The sequence below is a fragment of the Phycicoccus mangrovi genome (assembly GCF_018729305.1).
Lineage (GTDB): Bacteria > Actinomycetota > Actinomycetes > Actinomycetales > Dermatophilaceae > Phycicoccus > Phycicoccus jejuensis.
The window spans coordinates 1-20174 of sequence record NZ_JAHHWP010000012.1 but is presented as its reverse complement, the minus strand read 5'-3'; the positions used below and the strand labels follow the sequence as shown (position 1 = coordinate 20174).

20 protein-coding genes are annotated in these 20174 nt (G+C 74.0%); 10 read left to right on the top strand and 10 right to left on the bottom strand.

Annotated elements, in window-relative coordinates; all coding sequences use genetic code 11:
- Positions 1-16: 16 nt before the first annotated feature.
- Positions 17-877: an SDR family oxidoreductase gene (locus tag KMZ30_RS10445; protein WP_215512333.1), complete on the bottom strand. Its 861-nt coding sequence runs from the start codon at positions 875-877 to the stop codon at positions 17-19.
- Between the two features lie 141 nt (positions 878-1018).
- On the opposite strand from KMZ30_RS10445, the gene KMZ30_RS10440 reads away from it, so the two are divergent.
- Both KMZ30_RS10440 and KMZ30_RS10435 read left to right on the top strand, forming a co-directional pair.
- Positions 1019-1627, top strand: a complete 609-nt coding sequence (locus KMZ30_RS10440; protein ID WP_215512334.1) for a sulfite oxidase-like oxidoreductase — start codon at positions 1019-1021, stop codon at positions 1625-1627.
- A gap of 13 nt (positions 1628-1640) precedes the next feature.
- Positions 1641-2393: a ferredoxin reductase gene (locus tag KMZ30_RS10435; protein ID WP_226902040.1), complete on the top strand. Its 753-nt coding sequence runs from the start codon at positions 1641-1643 to the stop codon at positions 2391-2393.
- A 102-nt stretch (positions 2394-2495) separates the two neighbouring features.
- Here KMZ30_RS10435 and KMZ30_RS10430 read toward each other — a convergent pair whose 3' ends face one another.
- Positions 2496-3698 carry a GAF domain-containing protein gene (locus KMZ30_RS10430; protein ID WP_226902042.1) on the bottom strand — a complete coding sequence of 401 codons (1203 nt, stop codon included), beginning with the start codon at positions 3696-3698 and terminating at the stop codon, positions 2496-2498.
- Positions 3699-3890: 192 nt separating this feature from the next.
- Here KMZ30_RS10430 and KMZ30_RS10425 point away from each other — a divergent pair, with 192 nt between their 5' ends.
- The 3 genes from KMZ30_RS10425 (at position 3891) to KMZ30_RS10415 (ending at position 7760) form a co-directional block, all read left to right on the top strand.
- Entirely contained in the window at positions 3891-5723 is a 1833-nt protein-coding gene (locus KMZ30_RS10425) for a flavin-containing monooxygenase (RefSeq protein WP_215512335.1), read from the top strand.
- Entirely contained in the window at positions 5720-6775 is a 1056-nt protein-coding gene (locus KMZ30_RS10420) for a 2,3-butanediol dehydrogenase (protein WP_215512336.1), read from the top strand. The genes KMZ30_RS10425 and KMZ30_RS10420 overlap by 4 nt, the downstream gene beginning before the upstream one ends.
- 142 nt (positions 6776-6917) lie before the next feature.
- Complete coding sequence (locus KMZ30_RS10415; RefSeq protein ID WP_308279651.1) at positions 6918-7760, top strand: NAD(P)-dependent oxidoreductase; 843 nt, start codon at positions 6918-6920, stop codon at positions 7758-7760.
- Positions 7761-8127: 367 nt separating this feature from the next.
- On the opposite strand, the gene KMZ30_RS10410 is transcribed toward KMZ30_RS10415, so the two are convergent.
- A complete protein-coding gene (locus KMZ30_RS10410; protein WP_215512337.1) occupies positions 8128-9114 on the bottom strand; it encodes an aldose epimerase family protein in 987 nt (328 codons plus the stop codon).
- A 99-nt stretch (positions 9115-9213) separates the two neighbouring features.
- Between KMZ30_RS10410 and KMZ30_RS10405 the strand changes: the two genes are divergently transcribed.
- The gene (locus KMZ30_RS10405) at positions 9214-10593 is read left to right on the top strand and encodes a sensor histidine kinase (protein WP_215512338.1); all 1380 of its coding nucleotides are present in this window, start codon (positions 9214-9216) and stop codon (positions 10591-10593) included.
- Here KMZ30_RS10405 and KMZ30_RS10400 read toward each other — a convergent pair.
- Both KMZ30_RS10400 and KMZ30_RS10395 read right to left on the bottom strand, forming a co-directional pair.
- Positions 10562-11251 (bottom strand): response regulator transcription factor, encoded by a 690-nt coding sequence (locus KMZ30_RS10400; protein ID WP_215512339.1) that lies wholly within the window; start codon positions 11249-11251, stop codon positions 10562-10564. The genes KMZ30_RS10405 and KMZ30_RS10400 overlap by 32 nt on opposite strands.
- A 220-nt stretch (positions 11252-11471) precedes the next feature.
- Positions 11472-11744 carry a DUF7218 family protein gene (locus tag KMZ30_RS10395; protein ID WP_215512340.1) on the bottom strand — a complete coding sequence of 91 codons (273 nt, stop codon included), beginning with the start codon at positions 11742-11744 and terminating at the stop codon, positions 11472-11474.
- A 145-nt stretch (positions 11745-11889) separates the two neighbouring features.
- Here KMZ30_RS10395 and gabT point away from each other — a divergent pair, with 145 nt between their 5' ends.
- Together gabT and KMZ30_RS10385 are read left to right on the top strand one after the other, a co-directional pair.
- On the top strand, positions 11890-13224 hold the full coding sequence (gene gabT, locus KMZ30_RS10390) for a 4-aminobutyrate--2-oxoglutarate transaminase (RefSeq protein ID WP_207024276.1): 1335 nt from the start codon (positions 11890-11892) through the stop codon (positions 13222-13224).
- Positions 13225-13226: 2 nt separating this feature from the next.
- Positions 13227-14030 carry an SDR family NAD(P)-dependent oxidoreductase gene (locus KMZ30_RS10385; RefSeq protein WP_308279652.1) on the top strand — a complete coding sequence of 268 codons (804 nt, stop codon included), beginning with the start codon at positions 13227-13229 and terminating at the stop codon, positions 14028-14030.
- 99 nt (positions 14031-14129) lie between these two features.
- Here KMZ30_RS10385 and KMZ30_RS10380 read toward each other — a convergent pair whose 3' ends face one another.
- Complete coding sequence (locus KMZ30_RS10380) at positions 14130-14498, bottom strand: VOC family protein (RefSeq protein WP_215512341.1); 369 nt, start codon at positions 14496-14498, stop codon at positions 14130-14132.
- 63 nt (positions 14499-14561) lie between these two features.
- On the opposite strand from KMZ30_RS10380, the gene KMZ30_RS10375 reads away from it, so the two are divergent.
- Both KMZ30_RS10375 and KMZ30_RS10370 read left to right on the top strand, forming a co-directional pair.
- Positions 14562-15002, top strand: coding sequence for a MarR family winged helix-turn-helix transcriptional regulator (locus KMZ30_RS10375; RefSeq protein WP_215512342.1), 441 nt, complete (start codon positions 14562-14564; stop codon positions 15000-15002).
- Between the two features lie 226 nt (positions 15003-15228).
- Positions 15229-16575, top strand: a complete 1347-nt coding sequence (locus KMZ30_RS10370) for an MFS transporter (protein WP_215512343.1) — start codon at positions 15229-15231, stop codon at positions 16573-16575.
- Between the two features lie 155 nt (positions 16576-16730).
- Here the strand turns inward: KMZ30_RS10370 and KMZ30_RS10365 are convergent, their stop codons facing one another.
- From KMZ30_RS10365 to KMZ30_RS10350, 4 genes are all read right to left on the bottom strand, one after another.
- On the bottom strand, positions 16731-17252 hold the full coding sequence (locus KMZ30_RS10365; RefSeq protein WP_215512344.1) for a DUF8738 domain-containing protein: 522 nt from the start codon (positions 17250-17252) through the stop codon (positions 16731-16733).
- 63 nt (positions 17253-17315) lie between these two features.
- Complete coding sequence (locus tag KMZ30_RS10360) at positions 17316-18470, bottom strand: acyl-CoA dehydrogenase family protein (RefSeq protein WP_215512345.1); 1155 nt, start codon at positions 18468-18470, stop codon at positions 17316-17318.
- Between the two features lie 64 nt (positions 18471-18534).
- Positions 18535-19380, bottom strand: coding sequence for an SGNH/GDSL hydrolase family protein (locus tag KMZ30_RS10355; RefSeq protein WP_308279654.1), 846 nt, complete (start codon positions 19378-19380; stop codon positions 18535-18537).
- Entirely contained in the window at positions 19377-20081 is a 705-nt protein-coding gene (locus KMZ30_RS10350) for a uracil-DNA glycosylase (protein WP_215512346.1), read from the bottom strand. Before KMZ30_RS10350 ends, KMZ30_RS10355 begins: the two co-directional genes overlap by 4 nt.
- Positions 20082-20174 lie beyond the last annotated feature (93 nt).

Sequence of the window (20174 nt, the reverse complement as noted above, 5' to 3'; positions counted from 1 at the left end):
GGGGCAGGGGCCCGGCTCAGGTCGCGACCGGTTCGTGCGTCGTCGCGACGCCGGTCCTCGGGGACAGGGTCCCGGGGTCCGCGTCGTGCCACGACCACACGTCGTCACCGCGCAGGACCACGTCCGAGCCACCGTCGATCTGGACGGTCTGGCCGCAGACGTGCGTGTTCTCCTCGGAGACGAGCCAGGCGAGCAGCGAGGCGACCTGCGCGGCCTCGAGGTACCCGCCCAGCGGCATCGGCACCGCGGCGTCGAGGGCGGCGCGCCCGTCGGCCGTCGCCGTCATCGCCGCGGTCATCGGGGTGCGGACGACGCCCGGGGCGACCGCGTTGAGGGGGATGCCGGCCCCGGCCCACCCCGGCAGCGGCGCGGCCCGCCGGACCCAGCGCGACACCGCCCGCTTGCTCGAGGGGTAGATGGTCGCGGCGGCCTGCGGCCCGGCCGCCTCCAGCTCCGCGGCCAGGGCGAGCGCGCGGTCCTCGTCCCCGGCCAGGCAGGCCTCGACGAGCGGCGCGTGCACCGGCAGGAGCGTGGCCATCGACGACGTGACGACCGCGCGTGGGGCGCGGGACGAGGCGGCCAGGGCCGGGCGCAGGCCGGTCAGCAGGTCGACCGCCCCGAAGAAGTTGACCGCGACGGTCGCCGGGACCGGCAGGGCCAGACCGGCATTGGCCACGACGGCGTCGATGCGGCCGCCGGTCTCGTCGAGCACGCCCTCGACCGCGTCATCACGGCCTCGGCGCGTCGAGAGGTCGGCCACGACGTCGCCGGACGTGACGTCGACCGCGACGACGTGCTCGCCCCGACGCGTCAGCAGGGCCGCGAGCGCCTGCCCGATGCCCGACGCGGCCCCGGTCACCACGATCGTCCGAGCCATGGCAGTCCTGCCTCTCGACCGGCTCCGGGCGGGAACCCCGGGGCTCCTGCTCCGAGCCTAGGAAGATGCCGGCCGGACGGCCGGGGGACGTCTCGTGGGTCACAGTGTCTGCTGCGTCACGCGGGCTGCGACGATGGAGGCGTGGACATCGTGACCCGTGGCTTCGTCGGCCGCCGCTCCGGCGGCGACCCGCGCATCCCTCCCGGCCAGTACCTCGAGCGCGACTTCCCGGTGCTCTCGGCGGGGCCGACCCCGGTCGTCCGCCGGGAGGACTGGACCCTCCGGGTGGAGGGCGTGGACGGCAGCAGCGGCATCCTGTCGTGGGCCGACCTGCACCGCCTCCCCGTCGAGGACGTGCGCACCGACATCCACTGCGTGACGAAGTGGAGCAAGCTCGACACCTCGTGGCGCGGCGTCGACGTCGAGGCCGTGCTGGCGGCGGTCGGCGTCGGGACGCAGAACGCGACGCACGTGCTCGTCCACGCGCACGGCGGGTACACCACGAACCTGCCGCTCGCCGATCTCCGGGGCGGGCGCGCCTGGATCGCGACGGAGTACGAGGGTGCTTCTCTCGCACCGGAGCACGGCGGTCCGGCGCGGCTGCTCGTCCCGCACCTGTACTTCTGGAAGTCGGCGAAGTGGGTGAGCGGCCTGCAGCTGCTCGCGCACGACCGGCCCGGGTTCTGGGAGCAGCTCGGCTACCACGAGTACGGCGACCCGTGGCGCGAGCAGCGCTACGTCGGCGACTGAGGCCGGGGCACCGATGACCGTCGCGTGGTCCTCCCCGCCGCTGCCCATGCCCTGGTACCGCGCCCGCGTGGAGGACGCGTGGCTCGAGACCCGCACCGCCCGGACCGTCGTGCTCGACGTCCCCGGCTGGCCGGGGCACCACGCCGGGCAGCACGTCGACGTCCGGCTCACCGCCGACGACGGCTACACCGCCACCCGGACCTACTCGGTCGCCTCGGCGCCCGAGACCGGCCGGCTCGTGCTCACCGTGCAGCTCGTCACCGAGGGCGAGGTGTCGCCGTGGCTCGTCGGCGAGGCCCGCGAGGGCGACGAGCTCGAGGTGCGCGGACCCATCGGCGGCTGGTTCCGCTGGGACGAGCAGATGCCCGAGCCGGTGCTGCTCGTCGCCGGCGGCAGCGGGGTCGTGCCGCTCATGGCGATGGTCCGGCACCGCTCGCGCGTCGGGGCCGCCCAGCCCTTCCACCTCGTCTACTCGGCGCGCACGCCGGACCACGTCATCTACACCAACGAGCTCTTCGCGCTCGCCCGCACCTCGCCCGGCCTGCGGGTCGACCGGCTCTACACACGCGGCGGGCTGCCCGACGACGCGCGGGAGCCGGGGCGGCTGCGGCCGGAGGACCTGCCCGGGGTCGACGCCTTCGAGGCGCCGCCGGTCGTCTACGTCTGCGGGCCGTCGGGCTTCGTCGAGGCGGCGGCGGGCATCCTCATCGAGAAGGGCCACGACTCGGGCGCCATCCGCACCGAGCGCTTCGGCCCCTCCTCCTGAGCCGTCCCCTCCTTCCCGACTTCTTGCGAGTTCCGCCGCCCGACACGCCGCCGGACGGCGCGTCGGGCGGCGGAACTCGCAACCAGTGGGTGAAGGGGCGGGTCAGTGGGGGTCGCAGGTGAGGTGGACGCCCTCGGCGACCCGGTAGGGCGTCGCCGCGACGATGGCCCCGACGACCCGCCGCAGCCGGCTGACCTCGGCGCGCACGGTCACCTGGTGCTCCTCGTCGCCGAAAAGCGAGCGGCTGAGGGCCGCGGCCGTCAGCCCGTCCGGACCGGCCGCGGCGAGCAGCCGGACGATGGCCGCGTGCCGCGGGGTCAGCGCCGCCCGCCAGCCGCCGTCGCTCCCGCCGCTCACCTCGAGCAGCGCCTCGCCGCCGACGGTGCGCAGCGTCGCCACCAGGACGGCCGCCTGCGCGTCGGGCCGCACGAGCCAGCCCTCGCCGAGCCGCTCCGGCAGGCACAGCCCGAGCCCCGGCACGGTGAGCGGCAGGTTCTCGCGGGGGGCCGCGATGCGGTCGCGGACGAGGACGCCGCTGTGGTGCGCGACCCAACCGTCGTCGTCGACGAGGAGGACCGGGCCGTGCGTCGTCGCGAGCACGTGCTCGGCAGAGCGGCGCAGGCGCTGGAGCGACTGCTCGTGGTGGCGCCACAGCCGGGCCTCGGCGAGCTTCGTCGCGGTGTCGACGAGGGCGATGAGCGCGGGATGGAGGGTGAGCGCCGGTCCTGACACGTCGACGACGCCGAGCATCGCGCCGGTGCGGGGGTCGTGGACGGGGGAGGCGGTGCAGTACCAGGGGTGCTGCCCCTCCTCGAAGTGCTCGGCCGAGAACAGCTGTACCGGCGCCTGCTCGGCGAGCGCGGTGCCGATGGCGTTGGTGCCGACGTGGTCCTCGGTCCAGACGGCGCCCTCCGAGAAGCCGAGGGTGTCGGCGGTGCGCAGCACCCCGGGCGACCCCTCGCGCCACAGGATGATGCCGTCGGCGTCGGTGACGACGACGATGAAGCGCGACGCGTCGGCGACGGACGTCAGCACGGCCCGGATCTCGTCGACGACGAGGCGCAGCGGCGAGGCCCGGCGGCGGCGCTCGACCTCGCCGAGCGGCAGCGGGTCGCGGGCGTTGGCGTGCGTGGGGTCGAGCCCGAAGCCGAGCGTGCGGCGCCAGGAGCGGGAGACGACGGGCCGGACCGGTGCGACCGGGGCCGAGCCGCCCATCACCGCGTCGTGGACGCGGCGCAGTGCGCGGGCGTGCTGCCCGAGGTCGGTGCCCGGGGCCACGGCGCTCCCGGCGCGGTACGACGTCATCGTCGGCTCCTCACCCCCCGGCGGCGCCGCCGGGCGATGGCCACAGGCTAGCCCTCCGCGCCGACGCGCGCCCCGTCGAACCGGGTGGGGATGCAACGCGCTGCAACGCTTCACGCGGCCACCGTCCGCTTGCTGTCCTGTGCCCCATCAGCGCGCGTCGACGAGGACGCGCGGCGGACGACAGGAGCCCCCATGACCGACACCCTGGAGCGCACCACGACCGAGGAGGGGAGCGCGCCGGCCCGGGCCGACGCCTGGCTCTCCGGCTTCGAGCAGGCCCTCGCCGCGGGCGACCTCGACCGCGCCGCCGGGATGTTCGCGACGCGCAGCTTCTGGCGCGACCTCGTGTCGTTCACGTGGAACCTCACGACGGTCGAGGACCGCGACGGTGTGCGCGACCTGCTGGCCCACAACGCCGAGCGGACCGCGGCCTCGGGCTTCGCGACGAGCGAGCCCGCGACCGAGGACGGCGGCGTCGTCACGGCGTGGTTCACCTTCGAGACCTCGACCGGGCGGGGGAGCGGCCTCGTGCGCCTCGTCCAGGAGGACGGCGAGGACCGCGCCTGGACCTTCCTCACGACGCTCGACGAGCTCAAGGGCTTCGAGGAGCCGCGCGGCACCCGGCGGGTCCGCGGCGCCGAGCACGGGGCCGACCGCTCGCGCACGACGTGGAAGGAGCAGCGCCAGCAGGAGGCCGAGTCGCTCGGCTCGACGACGCAGCCCTACGTGCTCGTCGTCGGCGGCGGCCAGGGCGGCATCGCCCTCGGGGCACGGCTGCGGCAGCTCGGCGTCCCGAGCCTCGTCCTCGACAAGCACCCGCGGCCGGGCGACCAGTGGCGCGGGCGCTACAAGTCGCTCTGCCTGCACGACCCGGTCTGGTACGACCACCTGCCGTACGTCAAGTTCCCCGACAACTGGCCGGTCTTCGCCCCGAAGGACAAGATCGGCGACTGGCTCGAGTCCTACGTCAAGGTCATGGAGGTGCCGTACTGGTCGAGCACCGAGGCCAAGAGCGCGACGTGGAACGGCGAGGCCGGCGAGTGGGTCGTCGAGGTCGAGAAGGAGGGGCAGCCGCTGACGCTGCGCCCGACGCACCTCGTCTTCGCGACGGGCATGAGCGGCAAGGCGCGGATGCCCGAGGTCGAGGGGATGGACGTCTTCCGCGGCGACGTGCACCACTCCTCGCGGCACCCCGGACCGGACGCCTACCGCGGCAAGAAGGCGGTCGTCATCGGCAGCAACAACAGCGCCTTCGACATCTGTGGGGCCCTGTGGGAGAACGACGCCGACGTCACGATGGTGCAGCGCAGCTCGACGCACATCGTCAAGTCCGACAGCCTCATGGAGTACGGGCTCGGTGACCTCTACTCCGAGCGGGCGCTCGCGGCGGGGGTGACGACCGAGAAGGCCGACATGATCTTCGCGTCGCTGCCCTACCGGATCCTCCACGAGTTCCAGATCCCCGCCTACGAGAAGATGGCCGAGGTCGACAAGGACTTCTACGACCGCCTCGAGAAGGCCGGCTTCTGGCTCGACTGGGGTGACGACGGCTCCGGCCTCTTCATGAAGTACCTGCGGCGCGGGTCCGGCTACTACATCGACGTCGGCGCCGCCGACCTCGTGGCCAACGGCGACGTCAAGCTCGCCCACGGCCAGGTCGTGCGCCTCACCGAGGACGCGGTCGTGCTCGACGACGGCACCGAGCTGCCCGCCGACCTCGTCGTCTTCGCCACCGGTTACAACTCGATGAACGGCTGGGTCGCCGACCTCATCGACCAGGAGACGGCCGACCGGCTCGGCAAGTGCTGGGGCCTCGGCTCGGACACGACGAAGGACCCCGGGCCCTGGGAGGGCGAGCAGCGCAACATGTGGAAGCCGACCCAGGTGCCGAACCTGTGGATGCACGGCGGCAACCTCCACCAGTCGCGCCACTACTCGCAGTTCCTCGCCCTGCAGCTCAAGGCGCGCTTCGAGGGCCTCGACACGCCCGTGTACCGGCTGCAGGAGGTGAACCACACGTCATGAGGGCCGCCCGCTTCCACGCCCGCGGCGACATCCGCGTCGACGACGTCCCCGAGCCGGCGACCCGGCCGGGCACCGTCAAGGTCGAGGTCGAGTGGTGCGGCATCTGCGGCACCGACCTGCACGAGTACCTCGACGGCCCGATCTTCGCGCCGACGGCCGAGGCGCCGCACCCGCTGACCGGCGAGTCGGCCCCGATCACGCTCGGCCACGAGTTCGCCGGCGTCGTCGCCGAGCTCGGCGAGGGCGTGACCGACCTCGCCGTCGGGGACCGGGTCGTCGTCGAGCCGTACATCATCTGCGGACGGTGCGACGCGTGCCGGCAGGGTCGCTACAACGTCTGCGCGACACTGGGGTTCGTCGGTCTCTCGGGCTACGGCGGTGGCTTCAGCCAGTTCGTCGTCGCCGAGCGCCGCTGGGTCCATCCGCTCGGGGAGCTCGGGACGGACGTGGGCGCGCTCATCGAGCCGCTCGCCGTCGCGTACCACGCGGTCCGGCTCTCGGGCGCGCAGCCGCAGCACTCCGCCCTCGTGTTCGGCGCCGGGCCGATCGGCCTCGTGACGACGGCCTGCCTCAAGGCGGTCGGGGTCGAGGAGGTGCTCGTCGTCGAGCCGGCGCGCGCCCGCAAGGAGAAGGCGCTCGTCGCCGGGGCCGACCGCGTCGTCGACCCGCGGGACGTCGACGTCGTCGAGGCGGTCATGGAGATCACGGACGGCCGCGGCGCCGACGTGTCCTTCGAGTGCGCCGGCATCGACCAGGTGCTCGCGACGGCCATCCGCTCGACCCGCGCCGGCGGCCGCTGCGTCAACGTCGCGATCTGGGGCCACGAGGCCTCCGTCGCGATGAACGACCTCGTCTTCCGCGAGGTCGACGTGCTCGGCAGCCTCGCCTACTGCGACGACCACCCGGCGACCATCGCCATGGTCCGCGACGGCAAGGTCGACCCGTACCAGTTCATCACCGGGCGGATCGACCTCGGCGACATCGTCGAGCAGGGCTTCCGGCAGCTCGTCGACAACAAGGAGGAGAACGTCAAGATCCTCGTCCACCCCTGATCGGGAGGGCGCGCCGGACCGCGCCCCCCGACGCCGCCGCCCGTGGCCGGTCCCTCCCCGGCCGCGGGCGGTGTGCGCGGTGGCAGGGTGGGAGCCGGCGCCACCGACTGGTCGGCGCCACCACGGACGATGGAGGAACGACGTGCGGGTCGCGGTGCTGGGGACGGGGATCATGGGCAGCGGGATGGTCCGCAGCCTGCTGCGCGAGGGGCACGAGGTCGTGGCCTGGAACCGTACGGCGGAGCGCGCCGGGCCGCTCGCCGGCGACGGCGCGACCGTGGCCGGCTCGTTGGCCGAGGCCGCGGACGGCGCCGACGTCGTCGTGACGATGCTCTTCGACGCGGACGCCACCGTCGAGGTCGGCCGGGAGCTCGTCGCGCACCTCGGCGAGGACGCCGTCTGGCTGCAGTGCGGCACGGTCGGCGTCGAGGGGGCCGCGCGGGTGGCCGAGGTCGGTGGCGGGCGGGTGCTCGACGCGCCGGTGCTCGGCACGCGCAAGCCGGCCGAGGAGGGAGCGCTGGTGGTGCTCGTGTCCGGCCCGGAGGCGTTGCGGCAGAAGGTGGCTCCGGTGCTCGAGGCCATCGGTTCGCGCTCGGTCGTGGCCGGTGACGAGGTCGGGGCGGCGAGCGCGCTCAAGCTCGCGTGCAACGCGTGGGTGGCCCTGCTGACGGCGGGGACGGCACAGTCGCTCGCCCTCGCCGGCGCGCTCGGGGTCGACCCCGCGCTGTTCCTCGAGGCCATCGACGGCGGCCCGGTCTTCGCTCCCTACGCGAAGGTCAAGGGCGGGGCGATGCTCGCGGAGGACTGGACGCCCTCGTTCGAGGTCGACGGGGTCGTCAAGGACCTCGGCCTCATGGTCTCGGCCGGCGCGGCGGCCGGCTTCCCGACCGAGCTGCTCCACGTCCTGCACGAGCTCTTCGCGCAGGCGTCCGGGGCCGGGCACGGGGCCGACGACATGGCCGCGGTCCGCACCGTCTTCCCCTGACCCGACGCGCCGCGCGACCGTGCGCAAACCGACGAATGTGTCGATTGATGCACGGTCCAGGGGTCGCCGGCGTACAGGAACTGACGAATGTGTCGATTGATGCACGGTCCAGGGGTCGCCGGCGTGCAGAAACTGACGAATGTGTCGATTGCTGCACGGTGGAGGGGTCGCCGGCGTGCAGGAACTGACGAATGTGTCGATTGATGCACGGTCGAGGGGCAGCCGGCGTGCAGGAACTGACGAATGTGTCGATTGATGCACGGTCCAGGGGCTGCCGGCGTGCAGGAACTGACGAATGTGTCGATTGCTGCACGGTCCAGGGGTCGCCGGCGTGCAGAAACTGACACATTCGTCAGTTGGTGCACGCTCAGGAGCGGCCGACGCGCCAGGTGGTCCGGGCCTCGAACACCTCGCCGGGTCGCAGCGTCGCGTCGGGGAAGGCCGGATGGTGCGGCGCGTCCGGGAAGCCCTGCGTCTCGAGCGCCACGCCCGCGGACCGGCGCAGCGGATCGCCGTCGAGGCCGGTCAGCGACCCGTCGAAGTGCGCCCCGGTGTAGACCTGCACCGCCGGGCGGTCGGTGTGCACCTCGACCCACCGGCCGCTCGCCCCGACGAGCCGGGCGGCCCGCCGCATCCCGGCCCCGTCGACGACGAGGTTGTGGTCGAGGCCGCCGCCGCGCACGAGCTGCTCGTCGTCGAGGGCCAGGACGTCACCGATGCGGCGCGCCTGCCGCAGGTCGAACGGTGTGCCGTCGACCGGCAGCACCTCGCCCGTCGGCAGCAGGTCCGGGCCGACCGGGGTGAAGGACGACGCGTCGACCTCGAGCCGGTGGTCGAGGACGTCCGGGCCGTCGTCGAGCGCGAAGTAGGCGTGGTTGGTCATCCCGAGGTAGGTGGCGGCCGTGGTCGTCGCGTGGTGGTGCAGCCGCACCTCGTCATCGGTGACCTCGTACGTCACCCGCGCGGTCACCACGCCGGGAAGCCCCTGGTCGCCGTCCGGGCTGACGAGGCCGAGCACGACCCGGTCCGGCGCCTCCTCGAGGACCTCCCAGGGGCGCCGGTCCCATCCGTCCGGCCCGCCGTGCAGCGCGTTGGCGCCGTCGTTCGGCGGGACGTGGTGCTCGGCGCCGTCGACGACGAGCCGGCCGCCGCCCAGCCGGTTCGTGAAGCGGCCGACCGTCGCGCCGAGGTAGCCGCCGTCCCGGGCGTAGGTGCCGGGGTCGTGGTGGCCGAGGACGAGGTCGACCGGGCCGCCGTCGTCGAGGACCAGCCGGCGCACGGCGGCCCCGGCGGGGACGACCTCGAGGGCCAGCCGGCCGCTGCGCAGGACGAGGGTGCGGGAGGGAGCGCTCACGACGCCATCCTGCCGGGTGCGGCGCTTCCTGAGAGGCGGGTGGGTCGGGCCGTGGCTCCGGCCGGGCGGGGCGTCGGCGCCCCCGCCTAGACTCGCCGCATGCGCGTCCGGCTCGGCCTGAGGAGCCGCATCCTCGCCCTGACCATGCCGGTCGTCCTGCTCATCAGCGCCGCGCTCGCCGGCATCGTCTACCTCTCGCTCGGCCAGGTCCTCGAGGCCTCCGCCCGCGACGTCGCGCGCGCCGAGGTGGTCGAGCTGCGCGCCGACCTCGCGGTGCACGGCGTGAGCGACCTCATCGGCACCCACGCCGTCGTCGACGGCAACCGCGTCGTCCAGGTCGTCGACCCGCGCACCCGCGAGGTGGTCGCCGCCACCGGCGGCGCCCCCACGACGCCCCTCCTGCGTGTCGAGCCCGACGGTGACGCGGTGCGCGTCGAGAAGGTCAGCGACGTCCGGGGCCTGCCCGAGGGGGCCTGGGTCGTGGCCACCACCGACGCGGTCTCGCCCGAGAACGAGCACTACACGCTGCTCGTGGGGGTGCCCACCCGCGTCGAGGTCACCGCGCTCGGGCAGTCCACCGAGTTCGCCTTCATCGGCGCGGTCGGGCTCATCGCCCTCCTCGGCGCGGTCACCACGTTCGCCGTCGGCCAGGCCCTGCGCCCCGTCGAGCGGATGCGCGACCAGGTCGAGGCCGTCGCCGCCTCGGGCGCCCCGCCGGCCCCCGGCCCGGCGCTGGAGGTCCCGGCGGGCCGCGACGAGCTCGCCCGCCTCGCCGAGACGATGAACCACCTCCTCGAGCGGATGCACACCGCCGACGCCTCGCGCCGCGCGTTCGTGGCCGACGCCGGCCACGAGCTGCGCAGCCCGCTCGCGACGATCCGCGTGCTCCTCGACCGGCTCGCCGAGGAGCGGCCGAGCACCGACCGGCAGGCGACCGCGGCCCGCGCGTCCGCCGAGGTCGACCGCCTGGCCGTCCTCGTCGAGGACCTGCTGACCCTCGCCTCCGCCGACGAGCACGCGATGGTCCTGCACCGGACCGAGATCGACCTCGACGACGTCGTCCTCGCCGAGACCGGGGCACTGCGGGCGCGGGGGATGCCCGTCTCGGTCGCCGTCGAGCCGGTGCGCCTCGAGGGCGACCCCGCGCGGCTCGGGCGGGTCGTGCGCAACCTCCTCGAGAACGCGGAGCGCCACCGCAACGAGGTCGTCCGCGTGCGCCTGGGCCACGACGGCGAGGCGGCCGTGCTCACCGTCGACAACGACGGCCCGCCCATCGAGCCGGCCGACCGCGACCGCGTCTTCAACCGGTTCGTGCGCCTCGACGACTCGCGTACTCGCGGCACGGGCGGCACCGGCCTCGGTCTGGCCATCGTCGCCGAGGTCGTCGCGGCGCACGACGGCACGGTCGAGGCCACCGAGAGCCCCGAGGGGTGGTGCCGCTTCGCGGTCAGGCTCCCGGTGCAGGCTCCGTCGGGTTGAGCCGGTAGCCGAGGCCGCGCACGGTCTCGATGACCTTGGTGTCGAAGGGCGCGTCGATCTTCCGGCGCAGGTAGCCGATGTAGACCTCGACGACGTTGTCGGCGCCCGGGTAGTCGGAGTCCCACACGTTCTCGAGGATCTCGGCCTTGCTCTGGACCAGCCCGACCTTGCGCATCAGGTGGTGCAGGAGCGCGTACTCGCGGGCGGTCAGCTGGATCTCCTGCCCCTCGCGCGTCACCCGCCGGGTCGTGGGGTCGAGGCTGAGCGGCCCGGCCTGGAGGGCCACCGGCCGCTCGGGCGCGCCGCGCCGGGCCAGGGCCTGGAGCCGGGCGAGGAGGACGGGGGTGCTGAAGGGCTTGGTGACGTAGTCGTCGGCGCCGAGCTCGAAGGCGTCCGTCTGGTCGAACTCGCCGTCCTTGGCGGTGAGCATGAGGACGGGCGTCCACACCTTCTGGTGGCGCAGGTGCTTGAGGACGTCGTACCCGTTCATCCCCGGCAGCATGATGTCGAGGACGAGCGCGTCGTACTGGCCGGCGAGCCCGAGCCGCAGGCCCTCCATCCCGTCCTCGGCATGGTCGACGACCCAGCCGGCCTCGCGCAGGGCGTCGCCCAGCGCTGCGGCCAGGGGTTTCTCGTCCTCGACGAGGAGCAGCCTCATCGCGTCTCCCTCCGTGCGGTCGTCGTGCTGCGGGACCCTACCCCTCGCGTGTCATCGGAGGCTCCGGACGTCAGGTACAGTACTCGGGTCCGGTCGGCCGAGAGGCGCTCCGGACCTCGGACCGGCGTCCGGGAGCTGCGAACCCCCTGCACGCAGCTCCCGGGCGTCTTCCGTTGTGGCGGAATTCTTTTCGTCAGTCGTGGAGTGGCTGCCCGGCGGGTCAGTGGTCGCGCAGCGCCTCGATGAGCTCGTCCTTGGACATCGACGAGCGACCCTCGACCTCGAGCTCCCGGGCGCGCTCCTGGAGCTCCTCCTTCGTCCACTCCTCGTAGGCCGGGGAGGAGCCCCCCTTGTGCCCCACGGCGGAGCGCGAGGTGTTGGCGGCGGCGTTGGCGATGCGCGCCGACTTCTCCTTGCTGTTGCCCTCGTCCCGCAGCTTCTCGTAGAGCTCGGGGTCCTTGACCGAGGGTCCGGGGTCCTTGCGTGCGGGCACGGCCGCCTCCTTCGTCGGTGGTCCGTCGTTCCTACCCCCTCCCGGCCCCGGTCACGCTCCCGGCGCGGAACCGCCCCTCGCGCGCCCCGTGGGACGACGGATTCCGCGGGTTTCGGCAGCGATTTCGCGCGGTTAGGATGCCGCCATGATCGAGCAGCAGCGGATCCTCGCGACCGCCATCCCCGGCCCGCGCTCCCAGGAGCTCCAGGCGCGCAAGACGGCCGCGGTCGCCTCCGGCGTCGGCACCGGCCTGCCGGTCTACGTGACGGACGGCGCGGGCGGCATCATCCGCGACGTCGACGGCAACCAGCTCATCGACCTCGGCTCCGGCATCGCCGTGACGACCGTCGGCAACGGCAACCAGCGGGTCGTCGACGCCGTGACCGAGCAGATCGCCCGGTTCACGCACACCTGCTTCATGGTGACGCCGTACCAGCCCTACCTCGAGGTCTGCGAGAAGCTCAACGCGCTGACCCCCGGTGACCACGAGAAGCGCTCGGCCCTGTTCAACTCCGGCGCCGAGGCCGTCGAGAACGCCGTGAAGATCGCCCGGCACGCCACCGGCCGCCAGGCCGTCGTCGTCTTCGAGCACGGCTACCACGGCCGGACCAACCTGACGATGGGCATGACCGCGAAGAACATGCCCTACAAGCACCGCTTCGGCCCGTTCGCGCCCGAGGTCTACCGCGTGCCGATGGCCTACCCGTACCGGTGGGCCGGCGGCCCCGAGCGCTGCGCCGAGGAGGCGCTGCGCACGGTGACCGACATGATCCACGCGCAGGTCGGCGAGGAGAACACCGCCGCCGTCGTCATCGAGCCGATCCAGGGCGAGGGTGGCTTCATCGTCCCGCCGGAGGGCTTCCTGCCGGGCCTGGCCGAGTACTGCCGCGAGCACGGCATCGTCTTCGTCGCCGACGAGGTGCAGTCCGGGTTCTGCCGTACCGGCGACTGGTTCGCCAGCGACCACGAGGGCGTCGTCCCCGACCTCATCACGACGGCGAAGGGCATCGCCGGCGGCATGCCGCTCGCGGCGGTCACCGGCCGCGCCGACCTCATGGATGCCGTCCACGGCGGCGGCCTCGGCGGCACCTACGGGGGCAACCCGGTCGCCTGCGCGGCGGCGCTCGCGAGCATCGAGTCGATGGAGGTCGACGACCTCGCCGGCCGGGCGCGCAGCATCGGCAAGATCCTCGGCGACCGGCTCGGCTCGCTCGCCGAGAAGCACCCCGAAATCGGCGACGTCCGCGGCCGCGGCGCGATGATGGCGATGGAGCTCGTCACCGACCCCGCCACGAAGGAGCCCGCGGCCGCCCTCGCCGCCGCCGTCAACAAGGGCTGCCACGAGCGCGGCGTCGTCACGCTGACCTGCGGCACCTACGGCAACGTCTTCCGCTTCCTGCCGCCGCTATCGATCGGCGACGACCTGCTCCACGAGGCGATGGACGTCTTGGAGGAGTCGATGGGCGCGGCGCTGGCCTGAGCGTGGCCATCCCTCTGCCCGCCGCGTTCGACCTCTCCGGGCGCACGGCGCTCGTCACCGGTGCCGGCTCGTCGACCGGCATCGGGATGGCGTGCGCGCGCCTGCTCGCCGAGTGCGGCGCCCGGGTCGTCGTCGGTGCCACCACCGACCGGGCGCACGAGCGGGCCGCCGAGCTGCGGGCCGAGGGCCACGACGCGGCCGGGGTCGTGGCCGACCTCACGACGCCGGACGGCGCCGGGCTGGCCGTCGCCGCCGCGCTGGAGCTCGGCGGCGGGCTCGACGTGCTCGTCAACAACGCCGGGATGGTCTCGGTGGCCTCCGGCGGCGACTACCTCGGCGGCGACCTCGAGGGCACGCCGCCCGACCGGTGGTCGGCCTCGATCGCGCGCAACCTCGACACCGCCTACCTCGTGACGCGGGCCGCCCTGCCGCACCTGCGCCGCAGCGGGTCGGGGCGCGTCGTCATGGTGTCGTCGACCGCCGGGCCGGTCATGGCGCTGCGCTCGGACGTCGCCTACGCCGCGGCCAAGGCCGGGGTCGTCGGGCTGGCGCGGGCCGTGGCCGTCGACGAGGCCGTGCACGGCGTCACGGCCAACGCCGTCGCGCCGGGGTGGATCGCCACGGGGTCGCAGACCCCGTCCGAGGAGCGCGAGGGGCACCTCGTGCCCGCCGGTCGCTCGGGGACGGCGCAGGAGGTGGCGGCGGCGGTCGCGTTCCTCGCGAGCCCGGGTGCGGCCTACGTCACCGGTCAGCTGCTCGTCGTGGACGGCGGCAACGGGGTGGCCGAGGAGCGCCTGCCCCGCTGAGCGACGTCGTGCCGGGCGCCGCCGGGGTTCCTGCCGGGTGCGCACGCAGCTGCCGGCGCATCCGGCAAGAACCCCGGCGCCGTCGGTGGACGACGGGCGTCAGGCGCGGTCGTGGAGCGTCACGTGGTAGCCGTCCGGGTCCGCGAAGGTGAACGTGCGCCCGAACGGTCCGTCGACGGGCGCGGCCACGACGGGGTGACCGTCCGCGACGAGCGCGTCGTGGATGTCCTGGACGTCGGTGGCGTGCAGCCACACCGCCGTGCCCACGCCCGGGCGCTGGCCCGCCGCGAGGTCGGTGCCCGGCACGACGTCGCGCAGCGCGAACGCGATCGGCCGGGTCTCGAAGACGACCGCGTGCGGCGGACCGGCGGGGGAGGGGACGAGGCCGAGGTAGGTCTCGTAGAACGCCTGCGAGGCGTCGAGGTCGCGGACCTGGAGCGAGACGAAGTCGGGGCCGGTGACGGACATGGGTTCCTCCTGCGGTTTAGTGTCAGTTTTCTGACACGTCGCACTGTATGTCAGACTTCTGACATGAGTCCAGAGCGCGACGGCGTCGACCTCGACACCTCGGTCGGGTACCTGCTCAAGGTGGCCTCGAGCGCCCTGCGCGCCGCGATGGAGCAGGCGCTGCGGCCGCTCGGGATGACGGTCACCCACTACTCGACGCTCGAGCTGCTCGCCCAGCGCCCGGGCCTGTCCGGCGCCGAGCTCGCTCGCGGCACGTTCGTCACGCGGCAGTCGATGCACGTCCTGCTGCAGTCGCTCGAGGAGCTGGGGCACGTCAGGCGGCCGCAGGAGGCCGAGATCGGGAGGACGCTGCCGGCGACCCTCACGCCGCTGGGGCGCCGGCGCCTCGCCCTGGCGAGCGCCGCCGTCCGGGAGGTCGAGCGGACGATGCTCGGCGGACTCTCCGAGAGCGAGCGGGCGGAGACGTTGCGCCTCCTGCGCTCGATGGCCGACGCCCTGCGCTGACCCCGCACGTGCGGGCTTTTCGTGGTCGGGCGGGGGTTCGGACAGCGACAACCCCGCACGTGCGGGCTTTTCGTGGTCCGGCCCACGTTCTGACGGCGACAACCCGGCACGTGCGGGATTTTCGTGGTCGGGGAGGGCTTCCGACAGCGACAACCCCGCACGTGCGGGCTCTCCGCGGACCGGTAGGGCGGTCGGGAGGAGGCGCCGGCGCTCGTAGAATCGGCGGGTGACCCGCCCCGTCCTGCGCCAGGTGCACACGATCGGCAAGCGGCGGGCCTGGGCGATCTGGGTCGTCGGCCTGTCGGTGTACGTGCTCGCGGTCTTCCACCGCACCTCGCTCGGCGTCGCCGGCCTGCTCGCGGCCGAGCGCTTCGACATCTCCGCGGCCCAGCTGTCGACCTTCACCGTCGTCCAGCTCGCGGTGTATGCGGCGATGCAGATCCCGGTCGGGGTGCTCCTGGACCGCTTCGGCTCCAAGAAGCTCATGCTCACCGGCCTGCTGCTCATGTCCGGCGGGCAGCTGTGGTTCGCGGTCGCCGGCTCCTTCGAGGTCGGCGTGGCCGCGCGCGTCATGCTCGGCGCGGGCGACGCGATGGTCTTCACGTCCCTGCTGCGCCTCGTCGCCGTGTGGTTCCGCGTCAAGCAGGCGCCGTTCGTCACCCAGCTGACCGGCATGATCGGCCAGCTCGGGGCCGTCGCCGCCGCCACCCCGCTCGCCGCGGCCCTGGCCACCTTCGGGTGGACGAGGTCGTTCGCGACCGCCGGCGGCGTCGGGCTCCTGCTGTCCGTCGGCCTCCTCGCCGTCGTCAAGGACTCGCCCTACCGGGGCGAGGCGGTCGAGAAGATCAAGGTCCGCGCGCTCGCGAAGACCCTCGCCGAGGTCTGGGGCAACCCCGGGACGCGCCTCGGCCTCTGGGTGCACTTCTCGTCGCAGTTCGGCGCGACGGTCTTCACGATGCTCTGGGGCTTCCCCTTCCTCGTCGCCGAGGGGATGACCCAGCAGGCCGCCTCCCTCGTCCTCGTCGCGATGACGGTCACCGCGATGGCCGCCGGGCCGGTCGTCGCCGCCTTCACCGCCCGGATGCCCTACCGCCGCTCACAGCTCGTGCTCGGCATCGTCGGCGTCATCGCCACGACCTGGGCCGTCGTCCTGCTCTGGCCGGGGCCGGCGCCCACGTGGCTGCTCTACGTCCTCGCGGTCGTCACCGCCTTCGGCGGCCCGGGGTCGATGGTGGGCTTCGACCTCGCCCGGACCTTCCACCCGTCCTCGCGGCTCGGTCGCGCGACCGGTGTCGTCAACATCGGCGGGTTCACGGCGTCGCTGCTGGCCATCGCTCTCATCGGCGTCGTCCTCGACCACCTCGCGCCGGGTGGCCCGGAGGACTACACGCTCGACGACTTCCGCATCGCGATGTCGGTGCAGTTCCTCTTCTGGGGGCTCGGCGCCGTGCAGCTCGTCCGCTACCGGCGGCGCAGCCTGCGGCACATCGAGGAGGTCAACCCCGTCGCGCTCGACCGGCTGCGCGAGGGCGAGACCCTGCTGCCCGGCATCTCGCGCGACCTCGACGGCTGAGCCCTCCGACGGCCGACGCCCGCCGCTCGTTCGACGGTCACGCGCCCGCCGCGTGTCGGACCCACCACGGACACCGGCGCCTGCCTACCGTTGACCACGGACCGGGCCACGTATGAGATGGCCCGGTCCGCCCGCGTCCGGGGGAGGTGGCGGCGTCAGCCCGCCGTGCGGGGGCTGTAGGTGCCGCTGGGGGTGGCGCAGTAGGTGAAGGAGCCGCCCTGGCGGGCGTGGTACTCCATCGTGCGCTGGTCGACGCGCAGGAGCAGGAGCTCGCCCTCGACCGTCATCTGCGTGTAGGCCATGCCCTTCTGCGGGCAGCCGAGCGAGCCGTCGGCCCACGTGACCGGCATGTAGCCACCGATGCGCACGTCGCCCGCGACGATGCCGGCGCGGCCGGCTGCGTCCTGCATCGCGGCCTTGACCTCGGGCCGGTCGGCGAGCCCGGCGGGGACCTCACCGTCCGCGGGCGGCGGGACGGTCGGCCCGCTCGACGGGTCGGGGCCGCTGGGGCTCGTCGTCGGGTCGGGGGAGGGCGTGGTCGCCGGGGGCGGGGTGGTGGCGCCGGTGGTGCTGCCCGTCGCGGAGGGGGTGGTGTCCCCTCCGGGGGCGGTGGCGCTGCCGCAGGCGGCGAGCAGGGTGGCGGTCAGGGCCGCGGTGACGACGAGGGGGAGGCGCACGAGGGTTCCTTCCGGTGGAGGTCCAGAGGTGGGACGCGCCGGGCGGGCGACGGGTTCCGCCGCTCAGCGCAGGACGTGCCGGCCGATGACGAGCCGCTGGATCTGGTTGGTGCCCTCGAAGATCTGGGTCACCTTGGCCTCGCGCATGAACCGCTCGGCCGGGAAGTCCTGGGTGTAGCCGGCGCCGCCGAGCACCTGGACGGCGTCGGTCGTCACCCTCATCGCCGCGTCGGTGGCGACCAGCTTGGCGACGGCGGCCTCCTTGCTGAAGGCGCGCCCGGCGTCCTTGAGGCGGGCCGCGTGCAGGTAGGTCGCGCGGGCGCTCGTCACCGCGGCCTCCATGTCGGCGAGGAGGAACGACAGACCCTGGAACTCGCCGATGGCGCGTCCGAACTGCTTGCGCTCCTTGGCGTACGACGCGGCGAGGTCCAGCGCGCCCTGTGCGAGACCGGTGCTCGCGGCGGCGATGCCCAACCGGCCTGCGTCGAGGGCGGACAGCGCGATGGCCATCCCCTGGCCCTCGTCACCGATGCGCCGGTCGGCCGCGACGCGGACGTCGTCGAACATCACCTCGCGGACGGTGTCGCAGTGCAGGCCCATCTTCTTCTCCGGCGTGCCGAACGACAGGCCCTCGGCGTCGGCCGGTACGACGAAGCACGACAGGCCGCGGCCGCCGTCGTCGGAGGTGCGGGCGAAGGTCGTGTAGTAGTCGGCGTGCCCGGCGTGGCTGATCCACGCCTTGCGGCCGCGCAGGACGTAGGAGTCGCCGTCGCGCGTCGCGCGGGTCGTCATCGACGCGATGTCGGAGCCGGCGAGCGGCTCCGAGAGGCAGTAGGCGCCGAGCTGCGACCCCGAGAGCATCCCCGGCAGCAGGGCGGCCTGCTGCTCCGCCGTGCCGAACGCGGTGACCGGGTAGGCCGTCAGCGAGTGGACCGAGACGCCGACGGCGACGCTCATCCAGGCGCTCGCGACCTCCTCGACGACCTGGAGGTAGACCTCGTACGGCTGCCCGTAGCCGCCGTGCTCCTCGGGGTGGGGGAGCGAGAGCAGCCCCGCCTCGCCGAGCGTGCGGAAGACCTCGGTCGGGAACTGCTCGCCGGTGGCGGCGGCGCGCTCGGCCTCGTCGACCTGCGGTCGCAGGGTCTTGTCGCAGATCTCGCGGGTCAGGTCGATGAGGTCCTGACCCTCCTCGGTCGGCATCAGCCTCGTCGCAGCCATTCCCCGAGGGTAACGAGGTGGTTGGACGTCCAACAAAACCCGGGACGGACCGACCGCCCCGCCGTCAGAGGACCGGCGGCCGGTGCGGGGCCGGGGCCTCGTCCGGGTCGCGGAAGCGGAGCAGCTCCGGGCGCTTGGCACTGCGGGCGTCGCCGGACGACGTGCCGCGCACACGGCGCTCGACCCACGGGGCGGCGTGCGTGCGCACCCACTCGGCGTGCTGGCGCAGCTCGTCGGAGCGCGAGGTCCGGTCGGCGGGCGGCAGGGGGGTGGTCCAGTCGGCGGTGTCGGTCTCGTGGCCGAGCGCCGTGAGGGCGGCCAGCGCGACGCGGCGGTGGCCCTCGGTCGTCAGGTGGATGCGGTCCTCCGACCACATCCGCCAGTCGCGCAGCGCCCGGATCCCCCAGAGGTTGAGGACGTGGCAGCCGTGGTCCTGCGCGATCGTGAAGATGTTCGCGGCGTGGACGGCGTGCCGGCCCCGCAGGGCGCGGAAGAGGCCGGCGTCGCGGGTGTCGGTGGGCGTGGCGAGCAGGACGTCGGCACCGGCGGCGCGCAGGCGCACGACGGCGTCCTCGAGGCGGGAGGCGAGGTCGTCGAGGTCGACGCTGGGGCGCAGCAGGTCGTTGCCGCCGCCGACCATCGAGACGAGGTCGGGGGACATCCGCAGGGCGGCGTCGAGCTGCGGGCCGACGACGTCCGAGAGCGTGCGCCCGCGCACCGCGAGGTTGGCGTACCCGAAGGGCAGGTGCTCGGCCTCGGCGACGTCGTCGAGGGCGTGCGCGAGCCGGTCGGCCCAGCCGACGAAGGCGTCGGGGCGGTCGGGGTCGGGGTCCGACATCCCTTCCGTGAAGGAGTCGCCGATGGCGACGTAGCGGGTCCAGACCCGGCGCTCTGCGGGGTGGGTGGTCACGTGAGCCTCCAGTCGACCGGCGCGGCGCCGGCCTCGGTGAGCAGGGCGTTGGCGCGCGAGAACGGGCGCGAGCCGAAGAACCCGCCGTGCGCCGACAGCGGGCTCGGGTGGGCGGACTCCAGGCAGGGGATGTCCGCACCGGTCAGGTGCGGCGCGAGCGAGCGGGCGTCGCGGCCCCAGAGGATCGCGACGAGGGGTCCGCCGCGCTCGGTCAGCGCCTCGATGGCCCGGCCGGTCACCTCCTCCCAGCCGCGTCCGCGGTGGCTGGCCGGCTTGCCGGGGGTCACGGTGAGGACGCGGTTGAGGAGGAGGACGCCCTGGTCGGCCCACGGCGTGAGGTCGCCGGTCTCGGGGCGGGGCAGGCCGAGGTCGGTCTCCATCTCCTTGTAGATGTTGACGAGGCTCTTGGGCACGGGGCGCACGTCGGGTTCGACGGAGAACGACAGGCCCATCGCGTGCCCGGGCGTCGGGTAGGGGTCCTGGCCGACGACGAGGACGCGGACGGCGTCGAGCGGCTGCTGGAAGGCGCGCAGGACGTGCGGCCCGCCGGGCAGGTAGCCGCGGCCCGCGGCGACCTCGGTCCGGAGGAACTCGCCGAGCCGCGCGACGGTGTCCTCGACCGGGGCCAGCGCCCGCGCCCACGAGGGGTGGACCAGCTCGTGCAGCGGCCGGGCGGGGCTCGGGGAGGGCGCGGAGGACATCGGCCCCACGCTAGTACGCGCCGGTCCGCGGCCCGCCGGGAGCACCCGTCCGGCTCCCCGCGCCGGCCTTTCCCCACTGATTGCGAGTTCCGC